We start from the raw sequence: 24,448 nt of genomic DNA on the forward strand, positions 1-24,448 counted from the left end.
TCCTCATGCTGTTCGTCGAGGCCAATGGTGCAAGGATCCCGGCGATCGGGCTCGGCACCTGGGAATTGGACGGCCGGCCGGCCGCGCGCGTGGTCGAGCAGGCGCTACGGCTCGGCTATCGCCACATCGACACCGCGCAGGTCTATGACAACGAGCGCGAGGTCGGCGACGGCTTGCGGTCCTCGGGCGTGCGCCGCGACGACATCTTCCTCACCACGAAAGTCTGGACCAACCATTTCGCGCCCCACGATCTCGAACGCTCGGTCAAGGAGAGCCTCGCCCGCCTGCGGCTTCCCTCCGTCGACCTGTTGCTGCTGCACTGGCCGAATTCGCACGTGCCGCTGGCGGAGACGCTTGGAGCGCTGTCGCATGCGAAGACGATGGGCCTCACCCGCCATATCGGCGTTTCCAATTTCACGGTGGCGCTGATCGAGCAGGCGGTGGCGTTATCGCCCGAGCCGCTCGCCTGCAACCAGGTCGAATATCATCCCTATCTCGACCAGGCGAAGGTGAGGGCGGCCTGCGACCAGCATGGCCTTGCCCTCGTCGCCTACAGTCCCATCGCCAAGGGTCGCATCAAGACCGACCAGACGGTCGCGGAGATCGGCCGCGCCCATCGCAAGACGCCGGCGCAGGTGTGCCTGCGCTGGCTGGTGCAGCAGAATGTCGCTGCGATCCCGCGCACCTCGCGCGTCGAGCGCCTGTCGGAAAACATCGAGATCTTCGATTTCGAGCTGTCGGAGGACGAGATGAGCCGGATCGCCGCGCTGGCCCACCCCAAGGGCCGCCTGACCGATTTCGGCTTCGCGCCGAAATGGGATTGAGGGGGGCCTGGGGTATGCTAGGACCAGCGCGGCAACCCGAAGTCAGTCGATGGAACTGCGGAAGATCATACGGACGGACGTCGCGGCGTCGGCGATCGCGCATCTGACGCTGGTGGCGCTGATCATCCTGATCAGCGAGGTCCATCCGTTCCACGCCGCAGCGCCCGAGACTGTTTCGGTCGACATCGTCACGCCGGAGCAGGTCAAGGACGAGATCAACGAGCAGGAGACGAAAGAGACGGCAAAGGAGAAACCGCCGGAGCCGACGCCCGACCTGAAACTGCCGAAGCTGGATTTCACCGACAAGTCGGATGCGGCGGCCAAGCAGCAGGCCGCGCCATCGCCATCACCGCAGGCGTCGCCCGAGCCGCAACAGCAACCTTCGCCTTCACCGAAGCCGCGCGAGGCCAACGCACAGCCGCAACAGCCTCCGCCGCAGGCCCCGCCTCAGCCGATGCCGCAATCGCCGCCACAGGCGATGCCGCAGCCGCCGATACAGCCGCCGTCGTCACAGGCGAGGCAGCAGCCCCAGGCTGCGCCGCCACCGGCCTACCAGACGCCGGAGCCTGACGTCACCGTCAAATACGGCGTCATGCTGGGCCTGCCGCCTGAATTGCCGACGGAGCTGCCGAAGGACACTCCCAAAGACGACGGCGGCGACGCCAAGGATTCGATCGCCGCCAAGCTTCCACCGGAAGTCATCGCCGAGCTGCGCCGTCACCTGAAAAGCTGCGCCAAGCTCCCGGCCGGGGTCGCGCCGACCGACAACGTCCACATCAAGCTGCGTACGGTGCTCGCCACCGACGGCACGCTGGCGCGCGAGCCGATCCTGATGGCGGCCCCGCCATCCGCGAAGGGCGTGGCCTTGGTGAAGTCCGCAATGAGCGCGCTCCAGAACTGCCAGCCCTACAAGATGCTGCCGGCCGCCTTGTACGGGGAATGGAAGGTGTTGGATTTGCCGTTCAGCCCGCGGGATTTTGGTGGGTAGCATGTAGTTTTGTAGCCCGGATGGAGCGCACGCTCCGGGCTGCGGGATTTTGCTGTGTCGCTCTCTGTCAATCCTCGTTCGCGAAAATATTCCACTTTACCGAAATTCGGATTTGTCGTATGTGTCGCCCATCCCGGCTCACCCTTGAGGGGCGATCATGTGTCGTGATGATCGCTGAGCCGGGCTTGCGGTGGACGCGGCAGCGTCGGGCGCGAGAGCCAAGGGCAGGGCGGATTGCTCTCCGTGAGCCCGAGGCTTCGCGCGGACGGACGACGCTGTCAGGTTCGTCGCGCCAGCATTTCGATGGCAAGGTGCACAACGCCGTCGAACCCTGCGGTGCAGGCGAAACCGCGCGTACGGCAAAACCGTGTGGTCCTGGCCGTCGTTGCTACGGTCAAGCCCTGGCGGATGCGGCATTGGCGTCAACCGGCGCGGTGTCCGTGACTTTCGCCGGGGTGAGGGAGGCCAGAAGGAACTCGGCTCCCGGGAGAGCGCGGCATAAGCCGTCCAACCACTGCGCAGGGAAGGCCGTGTGTTGGGCTTCACCTGTATGCCGCTGTGCAGTTTTTCTGCGTGTGCCTTCGCACAGCGGACCGTGGGTGCCAGCCGGCACCCGGCCTTCCCTGCGCCCTCTTGGATAAGAGGGTGGAGCGACGAGCAAAGCTCGGGCGAAATCCGCCGCGAGAATGCGAAGGCGTGTCTGCGACCAACCACGCGCTGTCATCGCCCGCGAAGGCGGGCGATCCAGTATTCCAGAGACGGTCGTGATTGAACCGAGAGGCCGCGGCGTACTGGATTCCCCGCTTTCGCGGGGAATGACAGTGGCATTTGGAGGACGACGGCAGTGCCCCTTGCTCCGTCATTGCGAGGAGCCCTTGCGACGAAGCAATCGAGAGTCTTGCCGCGGAAACACTCTGGATTGCTTCGCTGCGCTCGCAATGACGAGATTGGGGCGAGCGCTAACCACACACTCGCTGTCATCGCCCGGCTCGACCGGGCGATCCAGTACTCCGAGACACTTGTGATTGAACCGAGAGGCCGCGGCGTACTGGATTCCCCGCCTTCGCGGGGAATGACAGTGGCATTTGGAGGACGACGCCATTGCCCCTTGCTCCGTCATTGCGAGGAGCCCTTGCGACGAAGCAATCCAGAGTCTTTCCGCGGACTGATTCTGGATTGCTTCGCTGCGCTCGCAATGACGATGTGGAGAAAGCGTGGGCTGCACTTCACCGCACCGGCGCGGACAGCTCAATGACTGCGCTTCTGCTCCTCGCCATCAGCCACCACCTCCGGCGCCATCGCCGCCCAGGCGCTGGACGCGAACTGCCGTCGCCAGGTCACGACCACCACAGCCGCCGTGGTCACGAACAGCAGCCAGGGGCTGACGAACCAGCCGAGATAGCCGAGGGCGAAGAAGAAGGCGCGCTGGCCGCGGTTGAAATGGCGGCCGGCGGATTCGAACAGGCGCGAGGTGCGGATGACATGGGCTTCGGCCTCCGCCGTGTCGCGCTGGGAGGCCGGCGGCATGCCGCCGAACAGGATCGCGACGTAGTTGAACAGGCGATAGGCCCAGGCGAACTTGAAGAAGGCGTAGACGCAGATCAGCACGAGGCCGACGCATTTCAGCTCCCACAGTGCGGGCGAGGGGCTGAGGTCGATCGGCAGCTTGCTCAGGATGGTGATGGCATCGTTGGTGGCGTGCAGCAGCGCCAGCGCGCCGCCGAGTGCGAACAGGCTGGTGGAGGCGAAGAAGGCGGTGCCGTTCTGGAGCGAGGCCATGATCTGCATGTCGACCATGCGCGTGTCGCGGTCGAGCAGCTGGCGGACCCAGACCTCGCGATAGCGGTTCATGCGCGCCGACAGGCTGTCGCGGCCATAGGCCGAATGCTCCAGCGTCAGCGCGTAGGCCAGCCATTCGATGATGAAGAAGCCGACGGCGGTGATGTCGACCCAGTGCCTGCTCATGTCCGTCTCCTTGCGGGCGGCAACGATTGCCACGCATGGCGAGGCGCGGCAACGATTGATTGGCGGCAGGCGATGGCGTTAAAAGCAGCTCGCTTCTGGGCGTCTCAGGAAGGACTGATAACATGGCTGCGCTGAAACTCGCGATCGGCAACAAGAACTACTCGTCATGGTCGATGCGACCCTGGCTCGCGCTCCGCGCCAACGACATCCCGTTCGTGGAGACGCTCATCCCGCTCTACACCGACAATCCCGCCGACAAGGAGCAGATCCTGTCCTTCAGCCGCGCCGGCAAGGTGCCGGTGCTGGTCGACGGCGACATCACGGTGTGGGACTCGCTCAGCATCATCGAATACATCGCCGAGCGCTACCCGGAGAAAAAACTGTGGCCCGATGATGTCGCCTCGCGCGCTTATGCCCGTTCGGTATGCGCCGAGATGCATTCCGGCTTCATGGCCTTGCGCAACGAATGCGGTATGAACCTGCACCGTCCCGTACGCCCCGTGACGCTGTCGGCGGACGCCAAGGCCAATATCGCGCGCGTGCAGGAGATTTGGCGCGAGTGCCGGACCCGCTATGGCGCCAAGGGACCATTCCTGTTCGGCCGCTTCGGTGCGGCGGATGCGATGTACGCACCGGTCGTGCACCGCTTCCGTACCTACGCGATCGAGGTCACGCCCGAGACCAAGACCTACATGGACACGATGCTGGCGCTTCCGGCGTTTCAGGAATGGACCCGGGACGGGCTCGCCGAAACGCTTCGCATCGAGAAGTTCGAGGACGCCTGATCGCTGGTCTGATCGGGACGCCGGCCGGCGGGCCGGCGGCGGTCAGGCCGGCGACCAGGGCCGTGGCGCAGGAGGCTGCGACACCAGTTGCGACACGCCACGCGAACGAGCGGCTCCCGCGGTCCATCGAGCTTGCAGGTTGTCCCGCTATCGTTATGAAATAGCGGCAGAATTTGCGCGATTGCCATGCCGGTTTGCGCTGGCCAAACCGGCGGGGCTCGTGCTATAGGACGGCCCGGGTTTCCGGCCGGCCATCGCAGTGGGACACTGGGCGAGGCAGGCGCTGTTTGAGTAATGGAGAGGGTGTTGAAGCACAAATTCCCCGTGGGAACGCGCGTCTTGTTCACGGCCAGCAACGTCGCGCGTCCGGCTGCCAGCGGCGCGTATGAGATCATCCGTCTGCTGCCGACCGAAGGCGACGACTGCCAGTACCGGATCAAGAGCTCGACCGAAGCCTTCGAGCGCGTTGCCAAGGAAAGCCAGCTCGCGCTCTCCTGAAGGCCCGACGCTACCTGCGCATAGGCGCCTCCCGGGAAGTTGTGTCCTCTCGCCGTCAAAAGGCCCGCTTCACCTTCCCAAGGTGAGTGGGGGCAGTTGCCGACTCGCGGTGCTCGCTTTGACCATCCGCTCTTTGCTCGCGTGAGGGGACGTCGCGCATGAACTGGGCATGGGCCACTTCGCTCGACCAAATCTGGCACTCGCCGGCCTTCCCGATGTGGATGACGCTGGCGGCCGCCGGATTCTTCGGGCTGATCCTGCTGATCGCGCTGCCGCGCGCCGACCGGTCCGTGGCCAACGGCGCGCTGACCGTGATTACGCTGCTATCCATCGCGATCGCCGGAGCGGCCACCGTGCGCATCTATGGTCCTGAGGGGCAGGCCACCCCGGCCGAGGTGCGCGCGCAAGGAACAGTGACAGCGAGCCTGCCCGCGCTGTCCTGTCTCGACGATCTCGCCGGCGATGCCGTGGCCGTTGGCTGCGAGAAGGCGCTGTTCGGCGCGCCTGATACAGCCGCTGCGGCCGTCTCCTACACCGCCGCCAGGATCGACCGGCTGACCGCGCTCGGCGAGGTCGCCACGGCCGAGAGGAGCCTGACGCTGGACATGAAGGTGCTGCGCAAATCGCTGGAGCGTGATCGCTACGGCCTCGTTGCGCACGTGCTGGTCGCGCGCGACGGCTGCACGGAGTTCGATTGCGCTGCGTTCCGCTCGCTGACCGACCAGCAGCAGGTCGCCGCCAACATGAATTCCCATCTCTACGACACGCTGGTCGCGCGCTATGCGCCGACCTGGAACGCGCCGGCAATGCCGGCCAGCGCCGCGCTTGCCGGCTTGCCGCCGTCGATGCCGACAGGCAAGCCGACCAATGCCGAGTTCCCGAGCGCCTCGTCGACGCCGCCGGTCAGCATCATGAATCCGGAGCCCACGGCGACGACGCGCCCGGCGGCACCGGCTGCAAACGCGGCAGCAGCGCCCGCGCCGCGCGCGCCGGCCGCGACCTCGGCGCAGGCCGCAGTTCCCGCAGCCCCCCCCGCCAAGAAGCCGCCGGCGCCGAAGGCTGCGCGTGCCCCAGCTGCCGCGCCGGTTCCGCTCCCGCCGCCGCCGGCCTCGGCGGCTGCGCCCGCGGCTGCGGATAACGAGTAGATCGGCATTCCAAATGCGCGGCTGCCCGGCTAATGCTGGGGCATGCCGCTACATCTGATCAAGCTCGCCGTCGGCTGCGACTCCGTCAAGGAATTGAAGGAGTGGGTCGCCGAACGGATGCAGGCCGCCAAGAAGAAGGGGCTGCCGCAACGTCACATCCACATCACCCGCATGGTGCCCAAGCGCGACGCCGAGATCCTGGCGGGCGGCTCGCTCTATTGGGTGATCAAGGGCGAGATCGCTGCGCGGGAGAAGATCATCGGCATCGAGCCGTTCCGCGACAGGGACGGCATCGGACGCTGCCGGATCGTGATGCAGCCGAAGGTGATCTCGGTGTCGCCGCGGCCGATGCGGCCGTTCCAGGGCTGGCGCTATCTCACCGATGATTCTGTGCCCGCCGATCTCGGCAAGTCCGCCGCCGGCTCAATCGCGGCGATGCCGGAGCCGATGCGGCGCGAGCTGCGCGATCTCGGCCTGCTCTAAACCGCGATATTGTCGATCAGCCGGGTCGTGCCGAGCCTGGCCGCGACCAGGATCCGCAAGGGGCCGTCCTTGCGCGAGGTGAGCGGTGCCAGCGTCGCGGCATGGCGGGCTTCGAAATAGTCGAGCGCGAAACCGGCCGCCTTGATCATCTCGGCGCCGCCCGCCATCGCGGGCGCGATCGCTTCGCCGGCACGGATGCGCCCGGCGCTCTCCTTCATGGCGCGGTAAAGCGTGATTGCGATCTGCCGCTCCTCGGCTGAGAGATAGACGTTGCGCGAGGACATCGCGAGCCCGTCGCGCTCGCGCACCGTGCGGGAACCGATGACCTTGACGCCGAGGTCGAGATCCCGCGCCATCTGCGTCACCACCCGCAACTGCTGAAAGTCCTTCTCGCCGAAGATTGCAAAGTCGGGCCGGCATTGCGTGAACAGCTTGCCGACGACGGTGGCGACACCGCCGAAGAAATGCGGCCGGAAGCGGTCCTCGAGCCCGGCCAGCGCCGGCCCCTCCGGCACGATGCGGGTGGCGAAGCCTTCCGGATACATGGCCTCGACGCCGGGGTGCCAGACCACATCGACATCCTCGGCCGCGAGCTTGGCGATGTCGGCCTTCCAGGTTCGCGGATAAGCGCCAAAGTCCTCCGTCGGAGCGAACTGAGTCGGATTGACGAAGATCGACACCACGACGCGGCTTGCGCGCCGCCTGGCGAGGCGAACCAGCGACACATGCCCGTCATGGAGCGCCCCCATGGTTGGGACCAGCGCGATCGTGGCCTTTCGCTTGCGAAGATTGTCGATGGCGCGCCGCAGGGTGGGGACCGTGCGGGCGATCAAGGGGCTTGGTGACATCAGGACTCGACGGGGTTGGGAATCAGTGCGGGTGAGGGCTGGCGTCCGGCTGGCTAACCTTAACAAGCCGCGATCGTGGACGCCATGCATCCGGATGCGGCACAGCATCCCGCGCAAGTCTGCGCATGACGTCGCGACACTTGCGGATCACAGACGAAAGCTCGCGTCGCGATTCATGATGAAGAACGGCGCGCTGCAATTTGCATGACCTGTCACGCATTTCACTTGACCGCAAACGCGGTCAACTCGAAGATATTCGTTAGGGGTGTTGAGGATCGCTATGCTTGTGCAGGCTAGCCAAGGCCAATCCGGCTCGGCGCATGTCGTCGTGCTCGGCAACGAGAAGGGCGGCTCCGGCAAATCGACCACCGCCGTGCACATCGCGGTTGCGCTTCTGAAGGCCGGCCAACGCGTCGCCACCATCGACCTCGACTGCCGACAGCAGAGCTTTACCCGCTACATCAGCAACCGCTCCGCCTGGGCGCGCCGCACCAAGCTCGACCTCGAGCTGCCGGTGCATCGCTGCATCAAGCTCGGCGAGACCATGCAGATCGCCGAGAACGAGAATTCCGAGTTCCAGCAATTCATGGAGGCGGTCTCGGCGGTCGAAAGCAATTTCGACTTCATCGTCATCGATACGCCCGGCACCGACAGCTACCTGATGCGGCTGGCGCATTCGATGGCAGACACGCTGGTGACGCCGATCAACGACAGCTTCCTCGACTTCGACGTGCTGGGCACCGTCGATCCCGCCAACTACGCGGTCACGGGGGAGAGCCATTACGCCGAGATGGTGCGCGATGTCAGGCGCAAGCGCCGCCAGGTCGACGGCGCGACCACCGACTGGATCGTCGTGCGCAACCGCCTGTCCATGCTCGGCTCCCGCAACAAGCAGCTTGTCGCCGAGGGGTTGAAGGATTTGTCGCTCCGGCTCGGCTTCCGCTATGTCGACGGCTTCGCCGAACGCGTTGTCTATCGCGAATTCTTCCCGCGCGGCCTGACCGCCCTCGACGAGATCGACGAGGCCACGCTCGGCATGCGCCCCAATCTCGGCCATCTCACCGCCCGGGAGGAAGTGACGAGCCTGCTCCGCCAGCTCAAGCTGCCGCTCGACGAGCGCGGCCGCCGCCGCGCCGCCAACCGCGCCGAGTGGTTCAGCCAGGTCGACAAGCCGCTCGAGGTCCACGACATCCTCGGCGCCTAAGGCAGCGGTATATCGCTACTTGCAGTCAATCCCAGCGGCCGCTTGTCGCGGGAACTCAACCCGCGTTCCGCCGTTTTTATCCTGCGCTTACCTGTGAAATCGAACCCAATCGCCACTGGTTGCGTCGGATAGTGGCCTGCACCTAGTGGCCGTATGAGGACAGGGTGCCCAACAAACGTGTGCGACGCACAATGAAAGGGCTGCCGGTTCACAATATTTAGCCTTCCTGTCACGCTGCTGTGACATATATTAGCGAATAGGCGACAAGGGGACGAAGAGCCCCGGAAGAACACGATTTTCAACAGGGATCAGGCCGCAAGAGCCTGCGGCTGAGGACAAAAATGAAGCGTGGAATTGCCGTTCTGGTTTCAGTCAGTGCCCTCTGCGGCATCGCCTATTTCACGGCGAGCAAGTGGGCCATCAAGCACGAGACCATCACCTTCTACGACACTTCGCGCGACAATCGCCCGGTGCCGGTCGACATCGCGGTGCGCCGCGACAAGGAAATGCAGGCTAATGCCGGCATGATCACGCTGCCGGTCGCCGTGATCAATCACGGCAATACGGTCAAGAATACCGAGTACGGTTTCCTCGCCAACATCTTCGCTGCGCGCGGCTACATGGTCGTCAGCCCGCAGCATGATTTGCCGACCGATCCTCCGATGGTGACCAAGCCGGGCGAACTCTATGTGGGCCGGCTGCCGCAGATCCTGCGCGGCGTCGCCAACATTCATCTCGCTATGCAGGAAATGAAGAAGGTCCAGCCGAACGCCGACTACGACAAGGTGACCATGGTCGGTCATTCCATGGGCGGCGACATCTCGATGTATTTCGCCAAGCAGTATCCGGACGAGGTCAAGAAGGTTGTCACCCTCGACAATCTGCGGGTTCCCTTCGTCACTGCCGGCAAGTTCAAGATCCTGTCGTTCCGCTCCACCGACCCGCAGTTCAAGACCGATGCGGGCGTGATCCCCACGGACGAGGAGTGCGAGAAGGCGGGCATTCAGGTCGTGAAGACCGAATTCCAGCATAATGACATGCGGGACACCGGTCCGGACGTCGCCAAGAACTCGATCCAGGGCATGCTCGACAAGTTCCTGAGCGCGACTGACAGCGAGATTGCGCCAGTCGACACGCAGTCGTCCCCGCCCAAGATTCTCGAGCCCGGTCCGGTCGCATTGATGGCGCCTGCCAAGAGCTGACGCCTCCCTCATCATTCGCTCCGATTTCAAAGCCTCCGCCGGCGTAAGCTCGCGGAGGCTTTGCACATTGACCGGGCTCTGTGTGCGCACCACATTAATCGCCCACGCATGGTTGAGCAGCGATGTCGGGCGAACCCATCAAGCCGCGCGGTGATGCCGTCTCGACGAAGGCCGGCGGCGCGGTGCCGCAGGCCGGGACGTCGACCTCGGCGGACATTGCCGCCTTCGTCACCAAGGCGCGTGCGCTGTCGCCGCATGCGCCCGGCGCGAAGGGACGGCTGATCTTCGCGCTGGATGCGACGATGAGCCGGCAGCCGACCTGGGACATGGCCTGCGCGCTCCAGGCCGACATGTTTCGCGAGACTGCGGCGCTCGGCAGTCTCGACATCCGGCTCGTGTACTATCGCGGCTTCAACGAATGCCGCGCGACGGCGTGGATCTCCGACAGTGCCAGGCTTGCGACGCTGATGAGCAAGATCGATTGCCGCGGCGGCGACACCCAGATTGGCAAGGTGCTGAGCGAGGCCCGGCGCCAGGCGGTCGCCTCCGGCGTGCGGGCCGTCGTCTTCGTCGGCGATGCCATGGAGGAGAAGGCCGACGAACTCTGCGCCAAGGCCGGCGAGCTCGGCATGCTCAAGGTGCCTGTGTTCGTGTTTCAGGAAGGCCATGACGCGGTGGCCGAGCGGACCTTTCGCGAGATCGCGCGCCTGACCGGCGGTGCCTGGTGCCGGTTCGATCCGGGCGCGGCGGCGCAGTTGCGCGAGCTGTTGCGGGCAGCGGCGGCTTACGCTGCCGGCGGCCGCGAAGCGCTGCTACAACTGGCGAAAAGCGCGAGCGGCGCAGCAAAGCTGATCGGACAGATGAAGTAACGCTTCAAGCAGGCTGCGACCCGCTGCGGCCGTGGACGCGATGCATTTTGCCGGGAGGGCGACTATATTATTCCGGCCATGACCCTGATTGCCGGCGCTGTCGCTGTTATCACGCTCTATCTGCTGCTCCAGACGTTCCGCTCTGCCAATCCGGCGGCGTTGGCGCGCGCCATCAAGTTCGGTGGCGGCGTGGTGGCGCTGGCGGCCGCAGCGTTCACGGGTCTGCGGGGCGAATTGGTCGTCGCGATTCCGCTCGGAATCTTCGGCGCCGGGCTGCTCGGCTGGACACCCCTGGCCAACGCCGGCTTCGGCAATGTCGGAGGGCTGTTCGGCGGCGGCGCGACGCGCCCGTCCGGACAGGCCTCGCGGGTGCGCTCGCAATTCCTGGACATGCGGCTTGACCACGACACCGGCCAGTTGACAGGCCAGATCGTTGCCGGACCTCATGCCGGGCGCGACCTCGGCGAGTTTGATCTCGCCGGCCTGCTGGCGATGGTGCCGGCGTTCGACGCCGAGAGTGTGGCCTTACTTGAAAGCTATCTGGACCGCCGGTTTCCCGCTTGGCGTCAGGACGCGCAGCGCGATGCGGCAGGGCGGCAGCGCCGCACGGCGACGAGCGGCAAAATGACGACGGAGGAAGCCTATCAGATCCTTGGCTTGCAGCCGGGCGCGGGGCGCGACGACATCAGCAGGGCTCACAAGTCCCTGATGAAGAAACTCCATCCCGACCAGGGGGGCTCGACGTATCTCGCTGCCCGTGTAAACGAGGCCAAGGATACTCTGCTTCGTACGCATAACGGCTAACTCCGGCACCACGCCACAAACGCCCGTACCGCGTGAGCTCCGCTTGCTCCGTTTGCCGTCGCCCGATGCCCGCCATTGTCGGCGTGGTCGATCCCTTGAGGAAAATCTTAACCGTAAATCCTTGACGAGAGGTTGTCGCGGAACTGGCTTCTGCTCACCGCACGTTCGAAAACAAAAATGCCCGCGCAAAAGCGCGGGCATTTGTTCGGAAGCGGTGGAGGAGATCAGTTGCGCACGGTGATGCAGGAGATCTCGGCGCGCTTCAGGGTACGGCAGACGGCTTCGGCCTGGTCGCGCTCGAGTCCGGCGAAGCGGGCACGGTAGAGCTTGCGATTGTCCTTCGCAACGACCGGCTCGGTGAACGGATCGGCCTTGCTGAGCAGGCCGCGGGCCGAGCTGCGGGCGGCGTCGATGCGGTGCTGGGCTTCGGTCTCGCTCTCGAGCGCGCCGACCTGGACGATCCAGCCGCTGTGGGTGACGGCCGGCTTGGTCGTGGCGCTCATCTGGATCGGCTGCGGCGCCGGATCGGCGGAAGCAAGCTTCGGAGTGGCCGGGGTAGGCGCGGCGGCGGTTGCGGCCGGCAGCACCCCGAGGATGCCGTTGCCGGTGCCGAAGCCCGCCGGCTGCCGCGGCAGCTCGGTGCGGGCGATCTCGGCCTTCGGCGCCTCCGGTTGGCTCGCGACCTCAGGCTTGTTGATGAGATCGGCCCGGGCGACGACGGCGCCGGAGGTCTCCGCGACGTCGGACCGGGACGGAATGGTGTTCGTGACCGGCGGCGATACCTGGGCCGGGGCGGCGGAGGCGACCTTCACGGCGCCGGCCTTGACCTGCACCGTCTTGACCCGCACCGGCTTCATCGGCTCGGACGAGCCGGGGATGATGGACAGCGGCTGGCTCGAGATCACGCCGTTGGTGAGCGGTGCCGGCTCGATCTTGGATTCAGTCGGGCGGACTTCAGGCTTCGGCTGAGACGGCGGCATCGCGGCAGTTGCAGCGGCCAGCGTCGACAGACGCGCGGCAAGGCGGGACGGGGCGGCCTCGGGAGCAGGGGCGGCCGCGGCCTGAACCTGCGCCACGGGGCGTGCCGGGGTATCGGATGCGTCGGCGACGTCGGCATTGGCGTCGGCGCCGTTACGCTCGGTGACGGCAACGACGGTATGGGTGGTCGCGCCCTTCTCGAGATTCTCCGCGAGCAGGTTGCGCATGATGGCATCGCGCGAGCCGCCGCTGCGGCCGCCGAGCACAACGCCGATCAGGTGGCGATTGCCGCGGCGCATCGAGCTGACGAGGTTGAAGCCGGAGGCGCGGGTGTAGCCGGTCTTGATGCCGTCCACGCCCTCGACATTGCCGAGCAGGTGATTGTGGTTCCGGATCGACTGTCCACGCCAGTTGAACGAGGCGGTCGCGAAGTAGCGGTAGTAGCGCGGGAAGCGCTCCTGGATGGCGCGGCCGAGCGTGGCCTGGTCGCGTGCCGTCGTTACCTGCTCGTCGTTCGGCAGGCCCGAGGCGTTGCGGTAGACCGTCTTGGACATGCCGAGCGAGCGTGCCTTGCGCGTCATCATCTGCGCGAAATCGTCCTCGTCGCCGCCGATCGCTTCCGCGATCACCACGGCGGCGTCATTGGCGGAGCGCGTCACGAGGCCCTTGATCGCGTCCTCGACGCGGATGGTCTGGCCAGGGCGGAGGTTGAGCTTGGTCGGATCCTGGTCGGCGGCATGCTGAGACACCGGCATCTCGGTGTCGAGCTTCAGCTTGCCGGACTCGAGGCGCTCGAACAGCAAATAGAGCGTCATGATCTTGGTGAGCGAGGCGGGGTGGCGCAGTCCGTCGGGGCTGGTCGACTGCAGCACCGCGCCGGAATTGCCGTCGACGATGATGGACGCGAATTTCGGGCTGGAGCTCTCGGACACATCGCGCTGCACCCGGTGGTGCGCGTAATGGCGCCGGTGGCGCCGCGCTTCGGCAGCATCGGTGGTGAAGATGACTGCGGTGGTGACCGTAAGCAGCCCGAAAACGCCAACCCGCGCCAAGCGCGAGGAAGACAAATTGTTACGAAGCATGGAACCCCGTCCCCGTTTCTGACTTGATCACCGGCTCGTGAGGCGAAATTGTGCCCAATGGACCGGGGGATCATTACCTGCTCAGGCTGCCCCTCCGCTGGTGTCCGCCGCGGGAAACGTTGGGCCTGAGCCGCTGTTCTGGCTAAGGTGATGTTCTCAAACGGCTTTTGACCGCCTGCGGAAGTGAACACGTCCAGGGAATCAGGGTAGGGGGCCGCGGTTTCCAAAAGCTTAAGGAACCCTTGCGGGAAACCCCGGGAATCTCAGCGATTTGGATCTAGTTTTGTGCGTCGCACAAGATTCTTGACTTTTTTGTGCGTTGCACTAATTGTGGGCAGAGTCAGGGAGCCGGGGCTTCCCGACGAGAGCCAGGGAAAAAGGATTCCGACATGTTCAAGGTTGAAGACTTTCAGAACTACGGGAAAGAGCAGTTCGAGCAGTGCGTCGCCTCCGCGACGTCGGTGCAGCACGGCCTCCAGGCGATCGCGAGCGCTTATGGCGACTACACCAAGAAGTCGTTCGAAGACACCAAGTCCTTCGTCGAGAAGCTCTCCGGCGTGAAGTCGCTGGACAAGGCCATGGAAGCGCAGACCGATTTCGCCCGTTCCGCCTACGAGACCTTCGTTGCTGAATCGCAGAAGATCGCCGGCCTCTACAGCGACCTCGCCAAGCAGGCGTTCAAGCCGGTCGAGACCATCGTGTCGAAGTTCACCCCGGCTGCGAACTAACGCTTTCTGGAAGTCCTGGAATGAAAAAAGCCCGGCATCAGCCGGGCTTTTTGTTTGCGCGAGATGAATTCGTCAGAGTGCCGCATCGATCGTGACGCTTGCCGACCTGCCGTTGTCGCAAAGCTGGAGACGTCGAACGCGACACGGCCCGATCTCGCGCCACGCACTCGAGCCCTTGGTAAATTGGACCGTAGAAAACCGGAGATGTGCCGTGCGCGAAACGTCGCGGCCGCATGGGACGGTCGGGTTCCTGGTCAACACGTTCCAAATGGGCGCGACGGAAAATTTTGTCAAATCGGTCCGGATTGACTAACCTTGGTGAGGATCACCGGGCCGGGAATCGGGACCGCCGCGGCAGCATCGGCCGGACCGTTGCATGCTTGCGGCGAGCCGGGGGCAGGGCCATATTGCTATCGACCGATCCGGTTTGGACCGGATCGGTCGGAGGCGGCGATTCAGAAAGGCGGCGCGCCTGTGCGAGGCTCCGAAGTGCGGAGCTGCGCCGCAGACCGTCATTCGCTTCCGTGGGGAATTTGAACGCCTGTGCCATGCCGCAACTGACTTCCAGACTCGACCTGTCCGCGGTCACCGCCGCCTACGCTCCCCGGATGAGCAACGATGAGAACCGTTCGGGCGGCCCTTCCGGGCCGAACACCTCGGTCATCACCAAGGTCAAGCCAAAGACCAAACGGCCGAACCTGTATCGTGTGCTGATCCTGAACGACGACTACACGCCGATGGAATTCGTCGTTCACGTGCTGGAGAAGTTCTTCCAGAAGGACGTCGAGGCGGCGACCAAGATCATGCTGCACGTCCATCATCACGGCATCGGGGAGTGCGGCGTGTTCACCTACGAGATCGCGGAGACCAAGGTGACACAGGTGATGGATTTCGCCCGCAAGCACCAGCATCCGCTGCAATGCGTGATGGAAAAGAAGTAAGACGCCTTACGGCGCGTTGAAGCCGGCTCCCTTGGTAGTGGCGGTGTGATCGTCGCCTGAGGTCTGCGCGCGACATCCCTTGCAGCCGGCAGCAACGGAATTTTGTGCCGGCGCCGATCCCGCCCAAATCGGAACGGGTTTTGCATCGAGAATACCGTAATCGAGAATACCGGAGGTGTGCAGCCGCCAGAGTCGCGGAACCGGTCTTTTGCCGCGATCTTGTATAACTATATGTGACAAAGGTTGTTGTTGCCTGACCGGGCGATGACGATCATGATGGTGGGGGCCATAGAGGACGCGAATGCCGACTTTTTCCCAAAGCCTTGAACAATCCCTGCATCGTGCGCTGGCGATCGCAAACGAGCGTCATCACCAATACGCGACGCTCGAGCATCTTTTGCTCTCTTTGATCGACGACTCCGATGCAGCCGCCGTCATGCGCGCCTGTAGTGTCGATCTCGACAAGCTCCGCACGAGCCTCGTCAACTATCTTGAAACCGAATTCGAGAATCTGGTGACGGATGGCGCCGACGACGCCAAGCCGACCGCCGGTTTCCAGCGCGTGATCCAGCGCGCGGTGATCCACGTGCAATCGTCCGGTCGCGAAGAGGTGACCGGCGCCAACGTGCTGATCGCGATCTTCGCCGAGCGCGAGAGCCATGCCGCGTATTTCCTGCAGGAGCAGGACATGACGCGCTATGACGCGGTCAACTACATCAGCCACGGCATCGCCAAACGGCCGGGCGTCTCCGAGGCGCGGCCCGTGCGCGGCGTCGACGAGGAGACGGAGACCAAGGGCAACGAGGACGCCAAGAAGAAGGGCGAGGCGCTCGAGACCTATTGCGTCAACCTCAACAAGAAGGCGCGCGACGGCAAGATCGATCCGGTGATCGGACGCAATTCCGAGATCAACCGCGCGATCCAGGTGCTGTGCCGCCGGCAGAAGAACAACCCGTTGTTCGTCGGCGAAGCCGGCGTCGGCAAGACCGCGATCGCGGAGGGTCTCGCCAAGCGCATCGTCGACAGCGAGGTGCCGGAGGTGCTGGCGGCCGCGACGGTGTTCTCGCTCGACATGGGCACGCTGCTTGCCGGCACGCGCTATCGTGGCGACTTCGAAGAGCGTCTGAAGCAGGTGCTGAAGGAGCTCGAGGCACATCCCAACGCCATCCTGTTCATCGACGAGATCCACACTGTGATCGGTGCGGGCGCGACGTCGGGTGGGGCGATGGACGCCTCGAACCTGCTCAAGCCAGCACTGGCCTCAGGCACGATCCGCTGCATGGGCTCGACGACCTACAAGGAATATCGTCAGCACTTCGAGAAGGACCGCGCGCTGGTGCGGCGCTTCCAGAAGATCGACATCAATGAGCCGACGGTCGAGGACGCCATCGCGATCCTCAAGGGTCTCAAGCCGTATTTCGAGGACTACCACCGGCTGAAATACACCAACGAGGCGATCGAGGCCGCCGTCCAGCTCTCCTCGCGCTACATCCACGACCGCAAACTGCCGGACAAGGCGATCGACGTGATCGACGAGTCAGGTGCGGCGCAGATGCTGGTCTCCGAGAACAAGCGCAAGAAGACCATCGGCATCAAGGAGATCGAGACCACGATCGCCTCGATGGCGCGGATTCCGCCGAAGAGCGTGTCGAAGGACGATGCCGAGGTGCTCAAGCATCTCGAGCAGACCTTGAAGCGCACCGTTTTCGGCCAGGACAAGGCGATCGAGTCGCTCGCCGCCTCGATCAAGCTGGCACGCGCGGGCCTGCGCGAGCCGGAGAAGCCGATCGGCTGCTACCTGTTCTCCGGACCCACCGGCGTCGGCAAGACCGAGGTCGCCAAGCAACTCGCGGCCGCGCTGGGCGTCGAGCTCCTGCGCTTCGACATGTCCGAATATATGGAGCGGCACACCGTGTCGCGCCTGATCGGCGCGCCTCCCGGCTATGTCGGCTTCGACCAGGGCGGCCTGCTCACCGATGGCGTCGACCAGCATCCGCATTGCGTGGTACTGCTCGACGAAATCGAGAAGGCGCATCCAGACCTCTACAACGTGTTGCTCCAGATCATGGATCACGGCCGGCTCACCGACCACAACGGCAAGCAGGTTAACTTCCGCAACGTGATCCTGATCATGACCACCAATGCGGGCGCAGCGGATCTCGCCAAGCAGGCGTTCGGGTTCACCCGCTCCAAGCGCGAAGGCGACGACCACGAGGCGATCAACCGGCAGTTCGCGCCGGAATTCCGCAATCGCCTCGATGCCATCGTCTCGTTCGGCCATCTCAGCGTCGAGGTGATTGGCACGGTCGTGGAGAAGTTCGTGCTTCAGCTCGAGGCGCAGCTCGGCGATCGCGACGTCACAATCGAGTTGTCCGAGGAGGCCAAGGCCTGGCTGATCCAGCACGGCTATGACGAGCAGATGGGCGCACGTCCCATGGCCCGCGTGATCCAGGAGCACATCAAGAAGCCGTTGGCCGACGAGGTGCTGTTCGGCAAGCTGAAGGGCGGCGGCCACGTTCGCGTCGTTCTGGTCAAGGACGAGGCCGACGAGACCAAGGAGAAGATTGGCTTCGAGTTCGTCGAGGGCCCGGTCACGCCGAAGCAGGAGAAGCTGCCCGGCGCCCGCAAGCGTCCGCCAGGCAAGTCCAAGCCGGGCGGTCCCGGCGGCTCCAAGGGGCCGACCTCGAAAGGACCGCTGGTCAAGGTCTGATCGGGTGTCATGAAAAAAGAAAAGGCCGGCTGAAAAGCCGGCCTTTTTGTTGCTCGCATCATCGTAGCGGCTTCATTCCCCCCGCAGGCGCTGATCGTCCTGCACGCGGACTTGCTCGGCGCCGCGCGCGCCCGCGGGCGACAGCCGTAGCATGCTCAGCACCGCGCCGCAGAGTGCAAAGCCGACACCGGCGAGCAGCGCCAATCGGGTTCCGTCGATCGGATAGCGGCCGAGCAACAGCGCCACCAGCGCCGCGCCGGTGGTCTGGCCGAGCAGGCGTGCCGTGCCCAGCATGCCGCTGGCGCCGCCGGCGCGCTCGCGCGGGGCCGCCGCAATCATGGTGCGGTTGTTGGGGGTCTGGAACAGGCCGAAGCCGGCGCCGGCCAGTGCCATGCGCCAGATCACGTCGAACGGCGTCGGGCTAGCGGGCAGCAAGGCGAGCGCACCGAGGCCGCAGGCGAACAGCGTGAGCCCGATGCCGCCGAGCAGGCCGGCCGGATAATGCTCGACCAGGCGGCCGGCGAGGGGCGCCGCGAAAGCCACCGCGATCGGCCAGGGTGTGATCAAGAGGCCCATATGCACGGCCGAATAGCCGAAGCGGCTCTGGAGATAGAAGGGGATGGCGACGAAGGCCAGCATCTGCCCGCAGAACGATGCGATCGAGGTCGCAATCGACAGCGCGAACACGGGGATGCGTAACAGGTCGACCGGCAAGAGCGGCGAGGTCATGTGGGTTTCGCGATAGATCAGCAGCGCGCCGGCGATGATGGCGATGGCGAACTGCACGAGGCAGGTGATCGCGGCCTCCCCATGACCGACGCTATCGACGGCGGCGATGCCGACGCCGAACGTGATCGCCGATAGCCCCGCGCTCTGCCAATCGAAGGAACGGCTCGCTCGCTTGGTGTGCGGCAGGCTGCGCAAGCCGATCAGCAATGTCGCCGCACCGAGCGGCACGTTGATGGCGAACAGCCAGGGCCAGCTTCCGACCGCGAGGATGCCGGCGGCGAGCGTCGGTCCGACCGCGGCCGAGAAGGCGACCACGAGCGCGTTGAGCCCGATGCCGCGGCCGAGCTGGCTGCGCGGATAGGTGAAACGCACCAGCGCCGCGTTGACGCTCATGATGCCGGCCGCGCCAAAGCCCTGGATGATGCGCGCGATCGTCAATAGCGGCAGCGTATGTGCCAGCGCGCACAACGCGGATGCGAGCGTGAACAGCGCGAGCCCGACCAGATAGACGCGGCGATAGCCGACGATCTCGCCGAGCGAAGCCAGCGGCAGCAGCGAGATCGTGATCGCGAGCTGGTAGCCGTTGACGATCCAGATCGAGAAGGCCGGGCTCGCATCAAGGTCGGCTGCAATCGTCGGCAGCGCCACGTTGGCGATGGCGCTGTCGACCACCGCCATGATGATGCCGAGCGCAATGGTCAGCACCGCCTGGTTGCGTTGTGGCTGCGGCAGGCCGTCGGCATGCTCGATCGGGGCGGACGACATGATGGAGGCGCGGTTGATTCGAGCCGTAATTCATCTCCGAATAGGAAATTGCCCGATCGACAGCAACCCGTCAGGACACCGACAGTTCCCCCGCCGGAGCAGGGCTTCCGCCATGAAAAGACAGGGGTCGGAACGCGCTTTCACGAAAGCTCAACAGCGCGCAGTCATGGCAATTGGCCGGCTTCTACACCGCCGGCGGATTGCGGTCGGTGAATGTCGTGCGCTGGTGCCAATAGGGATAGGGCAGCGTCACCTTGCTCGCGGCATCGAGCTTTGCGACCTGGTCCTTGGTCAGCGACCAGCCGACCGCGCCGAGATTTTCGCGCAGCTGCGTCTCGTTGCGCGCGCCGATGATCAGGGTCGAGACGGTCGGACGCTGCAGCAGCCAGTTGAGCGCGATCTGCGAGACGCTCTTGCCCGTCTCCTTCGCAACCTCGTCGATGGCATCGACGACCCGATAGACGTGCTCGTCCGGCACGGGCGGGCCGAACTCGGCGGTCTGGGGCAGGCGGCTGACGTCCGGCTTGGGCTGACCCCGGCGGATCTTGCCGGTGAGGCGGCCCCATCCGAGTGGCGACCAGACCACGGCACCTAAGCCCTGGTCGAGACCGAGCGGCATCAGCTCCCACTCGTAGTCGCGACCGATTAGTGAATAATAGGTCTGGTTGGCGACGTAGCGCGGGAAGCCATGCTTGTCGGCGACGGCGAGCGACTTCATCAGGTGCCAGCCCGAAAAATTCGAGACGCCGATGTAGCGGATCTTGCCGGCGCGCACGAGCACGTCCAGGGTCGCGAGCACCTCTTCAGGTGGGGTGAAGGCGTCGAATCCATGAAGTTGGAATAGGTCGATGTAGTCGGTGCCGAGCCGGCTCAGCGAACCGTCGATGGCCGCGAGCAGATGCTGGCGCGATGATCCGATGTCGTTGGCCCCATCGCCGAAGCGGAAGCTTGCCTTGGTCGAGACCAGGACCTTGTCGCGGCGTCCCTTGATGGCTTCGCCGAGAACGCGCTCGGATTCGCCGAGCGAATAGACATTCGCGGTATCGAACATCGACACGCCGGCATCGAGGCAGATATCGAGAAGCCGCCGCGCTTCGGTCGCGTCCGTCGTGCCCCACGCGGCGAGGCGGCCGACGCCGCCGAAGGTGCCGGTCCCAAGACTCAAGGCAGGCACCATGAGGCCTGACCGGCCCAAGCGTCGGTATTCCATCGATATGCTCCTCGGCCGGTCGCTGATTGATCACTGCGGCTTGGTGGCGAGGATAATGCAAGCAGGCGCCGCGTCCTATCACGCGCTCACATACCGGCCTTGCTTGGGAATGGCCTAATCGTGCAGGCGCATGTCGTCGAACGCTGCATCGGCAACGCGCGAGCCGGGTGTCTTCACCAAAGATTGAGCTTCGAGCCTTGTTGCGGGTGAGGGCAAGCACGCGGGTTCGCTGTCACGCGTTTACCGCGGCAGCAGCGTCAGGCTCCAGCCCACCAGGACCAGCACTGCGAGCCGGATCGCGATCACACTCAGCAACAGCTCCATTCCGCTTATGGTGGCGTGAGTCCTCATGCGTGCCAGCTTGATGCAGGTCACGAGGCAAGACAATTTGGAATTGGCGAGCATGGCCTTCGCTGGAAGCGAAGGCTCGAGCTGATAGCTGATTGCAAGGGACGTCAGTGCCGCAACTGGCTCTGCCGGAAGTCGCGCGGCGACATCCCGAAATGCTCGCGGAAGACACGGCCGAAATGCGAGAGGTCGTTGAAACCCCAGGCGAAGGCGATCTCGCTGATGTGGCGATGGGCGAGCACGGGCGAGGCGAGGTCGCGCCGGCATTGGGCGAGACGTTCGGCCAGCACGTGGCGCTGGAACGAGATGTCCTCGTCCGCGAGGAGATCGTTGACGTAGCGCGGTGAGATGCCGAGCGCGGCCGCGGTCTCCGCGAGCGAGAGCTCGGCATCGGCGAGATGCGCGCGGATGTGCGCTTTCAGCCGGTAGAGCAGGGCGGAGCGATGGGTCGAGGATGGCAGCGATGTCTTGCCGAGCCGTTCGCCCAGCGCCATCGCAAGGAGATCGACTGCCTGCTCCGACAGCGCGACCGCATTGTTCGGATCCAACCGGTCCGCGCTCTGGCAGAGCCTGATAATAAAATCATAGGTGAGCCGTTCGAGCGGTGCGTCAGCGCCGAACGCGATCGCGGTCAGCGCCTCGGTGCCGCCGAGCCGGCGCTGCAGCATCTCACGCGGCACCTTGAAGATGGTCTGCGTGAAGCTGTGGTTGAACTTCAGCTCATAGGGCCGCGTGGTGTCATACAGAGCGAACTCGCCGGGATGGATCACGGTCTCGCGGCCATCCTGCACCACGCCGCCGTCGCCGCGATTGCCGAGCGCGACCAGGACGAAATCCTGATCAGAGCGCGCGATGCGCGAGGGCGTGCGGAACACGTGCTGGCGCTCGGAGCAGACCTCGGAGCACACGGCCCTGCCGAGCGAAGCCTGCGTGACCGAGCCGTGAAAGGCGCTGCCGAGGTCCGACTTGCAGTCGAGCCCGACGAAGACGTCGCAGACGATGTCCTGCCAGAGAGCAAGCCGCCGGTAGCCGGGGCTGCCGTCCGTCGTGAACTGGACTGGCATCTGAGGAGCCTCCCTCTCACATCCTGCAAAATCGTCCGTTGGCGGATCCAGCCTGCCCGGAGGCAAATCCCATACCGGTCGGTGGCCGCGTCCAGTCGAGTTTTTGTTCCGCCGTGGTCGAGCGCCCGGCCGCCCGGCTTGGCTCAATAGACTGCATCGGACGTGGCTTCCGATCAACCGGCAATGGAGGCGGGAATGGGCATCGAACATCCGAGATATAAGGTAGCAGTGGTGCAGGCGGCGCCGGCCTGGCTCGACCTCGACGCCTCGATCGACAAGTCGATCGCGCTGATCAGGGAGGCCGCGGAGAAGGGCGCCAAGCTGATCGCGTTTCCCGAGGCGTTCATCCCCGGTTACCCCTGGCATATCTGGATGGACTCGCCGGCCTGGGCGATCGGCCGCGGCTTCGTGCAGCGCTATTTCGACAATTCACTGTCCTATGATAGCCCGCAGGCCGAAAAGCTGCGCGAGGCCGTGCGCAAGGCAAAGCTCACCGCCGTGATCGGCCTGTCCGAACGCGACGGTGGCAGCCTCTATCTGGCGCAATGGCTGATCGGACCCGACGGCGAGACCATCGCAAAGCGCCGCAAGCTGCGGCCGACCCATGCCGAGCGCACGGTCTATGGCGAAGGAGATGGCAGCGACCTCGCCGTGCATGGCAGACCCGACATCGGCCGTCTCGGTGCGCTGTGCTGCTGGGAGCATCTCCAGCCGCTGTCGAAATACGCGATGTACGCCCAGAACGAACAGGTGCACGTCGCGGCCTGGCCGAGCTTCTCGCTCTACGATCCCTTTGCGCCGGCGCTCGGGGCCGAGGTGAACAATGCGGCTTCGCGGGTCTATGCGGTGGAAGGCTCCTGCTTCGTGCTCGCGCCTTGCGCGACGGTGTCGCAAGGAATGATCGACGAACTGTGCGACCGGCCCGACAAGCATGCGCTGCTGCATGCCGGCGGCGGCTTTGCCGCGATCTACGGCCCCGACGGCAGCCAGATCGGCGAGAAGCTGGCGCCGGACCAGGAGGGCCTCCTTATTGCCGAGATCGACCTCGGCGCCATCGGCATCGCCAAGAACGCCGCCGATCCCGCCGGGCACTATTCGCGGCCCGACGTGACGCGGCTCCTGCTCAACAACAAGCCGTACAAGCGGGTCGAGCAGTTTGCGCTGCCGGTCGACACCGTCGAGCCCAAGGATATCGCCGCGGCGGCGAGCTGATCGTCGGCGTCGAGAGGAGGACACGATAATGGAATCCGCAATTCCTCTGCATCTCGAGGCCCCGCGCACGCGCCACAAGCGCGTGCCGGACGACTATCAGCCGCCATATCCGTCGTTCGTGGCGCGCTACAAGCCTGCCGTCTGCCGCGTCGTGATGGCCTATTTCGGCGTGCAATATCACGGTGGGGCGCCGGCGGCGACGGACGCGTTGAAAGAAATCGCAGGGCTCTTCGCTGCGGAGAACGGTCCATCACATTGGGACCGCGCGCATTATGTCGACCGGTCTGGTCATGAGAACGTTGTCTCGGTGGCCTATTGGGACGATGTCGCGCGTTTCGATGCCTGGTTCGCACCGGCGCGCGAGGCCTGGACCGGACGACAGCGAGACGGCATCGGCACCTTCATCGAGGTGCTGCGGCCCATTGTGGCGCGGCACGAGACGCTGTTCTCCTCGCCTGACCGGCCCGAGGGTGTAGCCGCAATCGCCGGCGGCATGAGCGGCGAGGTGCAGGAGCACGCCTATTGGGGCGGCATGCGCGACCGTATCCCGCTGTCTCAGACCGACGCGATGGCGCCCGGCGGCGCACCGGAGCTGATCCGCGACGGCGCGCGGCTGCGCGTCGTGGCGCACGACAATCTCTGCCTGATCCGCTCCGGGCAGGACTGGAGCGATACCGAAGCGTCCGAGCGCAAGCTCTATCTCGACGACGTCGAGCCGGTGCTGCGCGAGGGCATGGATTTCCTGCGCGACGACGGCCTCGGCATCGGCTGCTACGCCAACCGCCACATGCGCGTGCTCGCGGCTGACGGCAGCGTCAGCGAAAAGTCCTATGGCCAGAGCTGGTGGAAGAGCCTCGCTGCGCTCGAACGCTGGGCGGAGTCGCATCCGACCCATGTCAAGATCTTCGGTGCGGCGATGAAATATCTGTCGACGCTCGGGCCGTCAGCCAAGCTGCGGCTCTATCACGAGGTGACGGTGGCCGCTGCCGACGAGCAGTTCTTCGAATATCTGAACTGCCATCCGAAGACGGGCATGCTGGCGGCGGTGGAGACTGTCGGCGCCTGA

22 protein-coding genes are annotated in these 24,448 nt (G+C 65.0%); 15 read left to right on the forward strand and 7 right to left on the reverse strand.

The features are described 5' to 3' along the window. Positions 1–5 precede the first annotated feature (5 nt). Both ACNJX8_RS18765 and ACNJX8_RS18770 read left to right on the forward strand, forming a co-directional pair. Positions 6–824: an aldo/keto reductase gene (locus ACNJX8_RS18765; protein ID WP_128941291.1), complete on the forward strand. Its 819-nt coding sequence runs from the start codon at positions 6–8 to the stop codon at positions 822–824. 49 nt (positions 825–873) lie between these two features. After that, the gene (locus ACNJX8_RS18770; RefSeq protein WP_439361643.1) at positions 874–1,812 is read left to right on the forward strand and encodes a hypothetical protein; all 939 of its coding nucleotides are present in this window, start codon (positions 874–876) and stop codon (positions 1,810–1,812) included. A 1,248-nt stretch (positions 1,813–3,060) separates the two neighbouring features. Here ACNJX8_RS18770 and ACNJX8_RS18775 read toward each other — a convergent pair. Further along, positions 3,061–3,777: a DUF599 domain-containing protein gene (locus ACNJX8_RS18775; RefSeq protein WP_128933275.1), complete on the reverse strand. Its 717-nt coding sequence runs from the start codon at positions 3,775–3,777 to the stop codon at positions 3,061–3,063. A 122-nt stretch (positions 3,778–3,899) separates the two neighbouring features. Here ACNJX8_RS18775 and ACNJX8_RS18780 point away from each other — a divergent pair, with 122 nt between their 5' ends. The 4 genes from ACNJX8_RS18780 (at position 3,900) to ACNJX8_RS18795 (ending at position 6,688) form a co-directional block, all read left to right on the forward strand. Continuing rightward, positions 3,900–4,562, forward strand: coding sequence for a glutathione S-transferase family protein (locus ACNJX8_RS18780; protein ID WP_439361644.1), 663 nt, complete (start codon positions 3,900–3,902; stop codon positions 4,560–4,562). Between the two features lie 294 nt (positions 4,563–4,856). Beyond that, positions 4,857–5,060 carry a hypothetical protein gene (locus ACNJX8_RS18785; RefSeq protein ID WP_128926196.1) on the forward strand — a complete coding sequence of 68 codons (204 nt, stop codon included), beginning with the start codon at positions 4,857–4,859 and terminating at the stop codon, positions 5,058–5,060. Positions 5,061–5,218: 158 nt separating this feature from the next. Beyond that, positions 5,219–6,205, forward strand: coding sequence for a hypothetical protein (locus ACNJX8_RS18790; RefSeq protein WP_439361645.1), 987 nt, complete (start codon positions 5,219–5,221; stop codon positions 6,203–6,205). A 42-nt stretch (positions 6,206–6,247) separates the two neighbouring features. After that, positions 6,248–6,688 (forward strand): DUF1489 family protein, encoded by a 441-nt coding sequence (locus tag ACNJX8_RS18795; RefSeq protein WP_439361646.1) that lies wholly within the window; start codon positions 6,248–6,250, stop codon positions 6,686–6,688. Here ACNJX8_RS18795 and panC read toward each other — a convergent pair. Then, positions 6,685–7,536: a pantoate--beta-alanine ligase gene (gene panC / locus ACNJX8_RS18800; RefSeq protein WP_439361647.1), complete on the reverse strand. Its 852-nt coding sequence runs from the start codon at positions 7,534–7,536 to the stop codon at positions 6,685–6,687. The two genes, ACNJX8_RS18795 and panC, sit on opposite strands and share 4 nt — an antisense overlap. Positions 7,537–7,816: 280 nt before the next feature. On the opposite strand from panC, the gene ACNJX8_RS18805 reads away from it, so the two are divergent. The 4 genes from ACNJX8_RS18805 to ACNJX8_RS18820 all read left to right on the forward strand — a co-directional run bounded on the left by ACNJX8_RS18805 (position 7,817) and on the right by ACNJX8_RS18820 (position 11,615). Beyond that, positions 7,817–8,740 carry a division plane positioning ATPase MipZ gene (locus ACNJX8_RS18805; protein ID WP_439361648.1) on the forward strand — a complete coding sequence of 308 codons (924 nt, stop codon included), beginning with the start codon at positions 7,817–7,819 and terminating at the stop codon, positions 8,738–8,740. Between the two features lie 341 nt (positions 8,741–9,081). Continuing rightward, positions 9,082–9,942 carry an alpha/beta fold hydrolase gene (locus ACNJX8_RS18810; protein ID WP_128941297.1) on the forward strand — a complete coding sequence of 287 codons (861 nt, stop codon included), beginning with the start codon at positions 9,082–9,084 and terminating at the stop codon, positions 9,940–9,942. Positions 9,943–10,064: 122 nt separating this feature from the next. Further along, positions 10,065–10,811, forward strand: a complete 747-nt coding sequence (locus tag ACNJX8_RS18815) for a VWA domain-containing protein (protein WP_128947078.1) — start codon at positions 10,065–10,067, stop codon at positions 10,809–10,811. Between the two features lie 78 nt (positions 10,812–10,889). Next, positions 10,890–11,615, forward strand: coding sequence for a DnaJ domain-containing protein (locus ACNJX8_RS18820; RefSeq protein ID WP_128941299.1), 726 nt, complete (start codon positions 10,890–10,892; stop codon positions 11,613–11,615). A 224-nt stretch (positions 11,616–11,839) separates the two neighbouring features. Here ACNJX8_RS18820 and ACNJX8_RS18825 read toward each other — a convergent pair whose 3' ends face one another. After that, positions 11,840–13,675: a serine hydrolase gene (locus ACNJX8_RS18825; RefSeq protein ID WP_439361649.1), complete on the reverse strand. Its 1,836-nt coding sequence runs from the start codon at positions 13,673–13,675 to the stop codon at positions 11,840–11,842. A 389-nt stretch (positions 13,676–14,064) separates the two neighbouring features. On the opposite strand from ACNJX8_RS18825, the gene ACNJX8_RS18830 reads away from it, so the two are divergent. The 3 genes from ACNJX8_RS18830 to clpA all read left to right on the forward strand — a co-directional run bounded on the left by ACNJX8_RS18830 (position 14,065) and on the right by clpA (position 18,054). Next, the gene (locus ACNJX8_RS18830) at positions 14,065–14,403 is read left to right on the forward strand and encodes a phasin family protein (protein WP_024341049.1); all 339 of its coding nucleotides are present in this window, start codon (positions 14,065–14,067) and stop codon (positions 14,401–14,403) included. 608 nt (positions 14,404–15,011) lie between these two features. Next, positions 15,012–15,344, forward strand: coding sequence for an ATP-dependent Clp protease adapter ClpS (clpS, locus tag ACNJX8_RS18835; protein WP_164934959.1), 333 nt, complete (start codon positions 15,012–15,014; stop codon positions 15,342–15,344). Between the two features lie 301 nt (positions 15,345–15,645). Beyond that, positions 15,646–18,054, forward strand: a complete 2,409-nt coding sequence (gene clpA, locus ACNJX8_RS18840) for an ATP-dependent Clp protease ATP-binding subunit ClpA (protein ID WP_128933285.1) — start codon at positions 15,646–15,648, stop codon at positions 18,052–18,054. 72 nt (positions 18,055–18,126) lie between these two features. On the opposite strand, the gene ACNJX8_RS18845 is transcribed toward clpA, so the two are convergent. The 4 genes from ACNJX8_RS18845 to ACNJX8_RS18860 form a co-directional block, all read right to left on the reverse strand. Beyond that, complete coding sequence (locus tag ACNJX8_RS18845; protein WP_439361650.1) at positions 18,127–19,548, reverse strand: MFS transporter; 1,422 nt, start codon at positions 19,546–19,548, stop codon at positions 18,127–18,129. A 184-nt stretch (positions 19,549–19,732) separates the two neighbouring features. Beyond that, positions 19,733–20,758: an aldo/keto reductase gene (locus ACNJX8_RS18850; protein WP_439361651.1), complete on the reverse strand. Its 1,026-nt coding sequence runs from the start codon at positions 20,756–20,758 to the stop codon at positions 19,733–19,735. 240 nt (positions 20,759–20,998) lie between these two features. Beyond that, on the reverse strand, positions 20,999–21,163 hold the full coding sequence (locus tag ACNJX8_RS18855; protein WP_439361652.1) for a hypothetical protein: 165 nt from the start codon (positions 21,161–21,163) through the stop codon (positions 20,999–21,001). Positions 21,164–21,213: 50 nt separating this feature from the next. Continuing rightward, positions 21,214–22,170 carry a helix-turn-helix domain-containing protein gene (locus ACNJX8_RS18860; RefSeq protein ID WP_439361653.1) on the reverse strand — a complete coding sequence of 319 codons (957 nt, stop codon included), beginning with the start codon at positions 22,168–22,170 and terminating at the stop codon, positions 21,214–21,216. A 195-nt stretch (positions 22,171–22,365) separates the two neighbouring features. Here ACNJX8_RS18860 and ACNJX8_RS18865 point away from each other — a divergent pair, with 195 nt between their 5' ends. Together ACNJX8_RS18865 and ACNJX8_RS18870 are read left to right on the forward strand one after the other, a co-directional pair. After that, positions 22,366–23,382 carry a carbon-nitrogen hydrolase family protein gene (locus ACNJX8_RS18865; RefSeq protein ID WP_439361654.1) on the forward strand — a complete coding sequence of 339 codons (1,017 nt, stop codon included), beginning with the start codon at positions 22,366–22,368 and terminating at the stop codon, positions 23,380–23,382. Positions 23,383–23,410: 28 nt separating this feature from the next. After that, positions 23,411–24,448: a phenylacetaldoxime dehydratase family protein gene (locus ACNJX8_RS18870; protein ID WP_439361655.1), complete on the forward strand. Its 1,038-nt coding sequence runs from the start codon at positions 23,411–23,413 to the stop codon at positions 24,446–24,448.

This window comes from Bradyrhizobium sp. SPXBL-04 (assembly GCF_051853035.1).
Classification (GTDB): Bacteria; Pseudomonadota; Alphaproteobacteria; order Rhizobiales; family Xanthobacteraceae; genus Bradyrhizobium; species Bradyrhizobium zhanjiangense.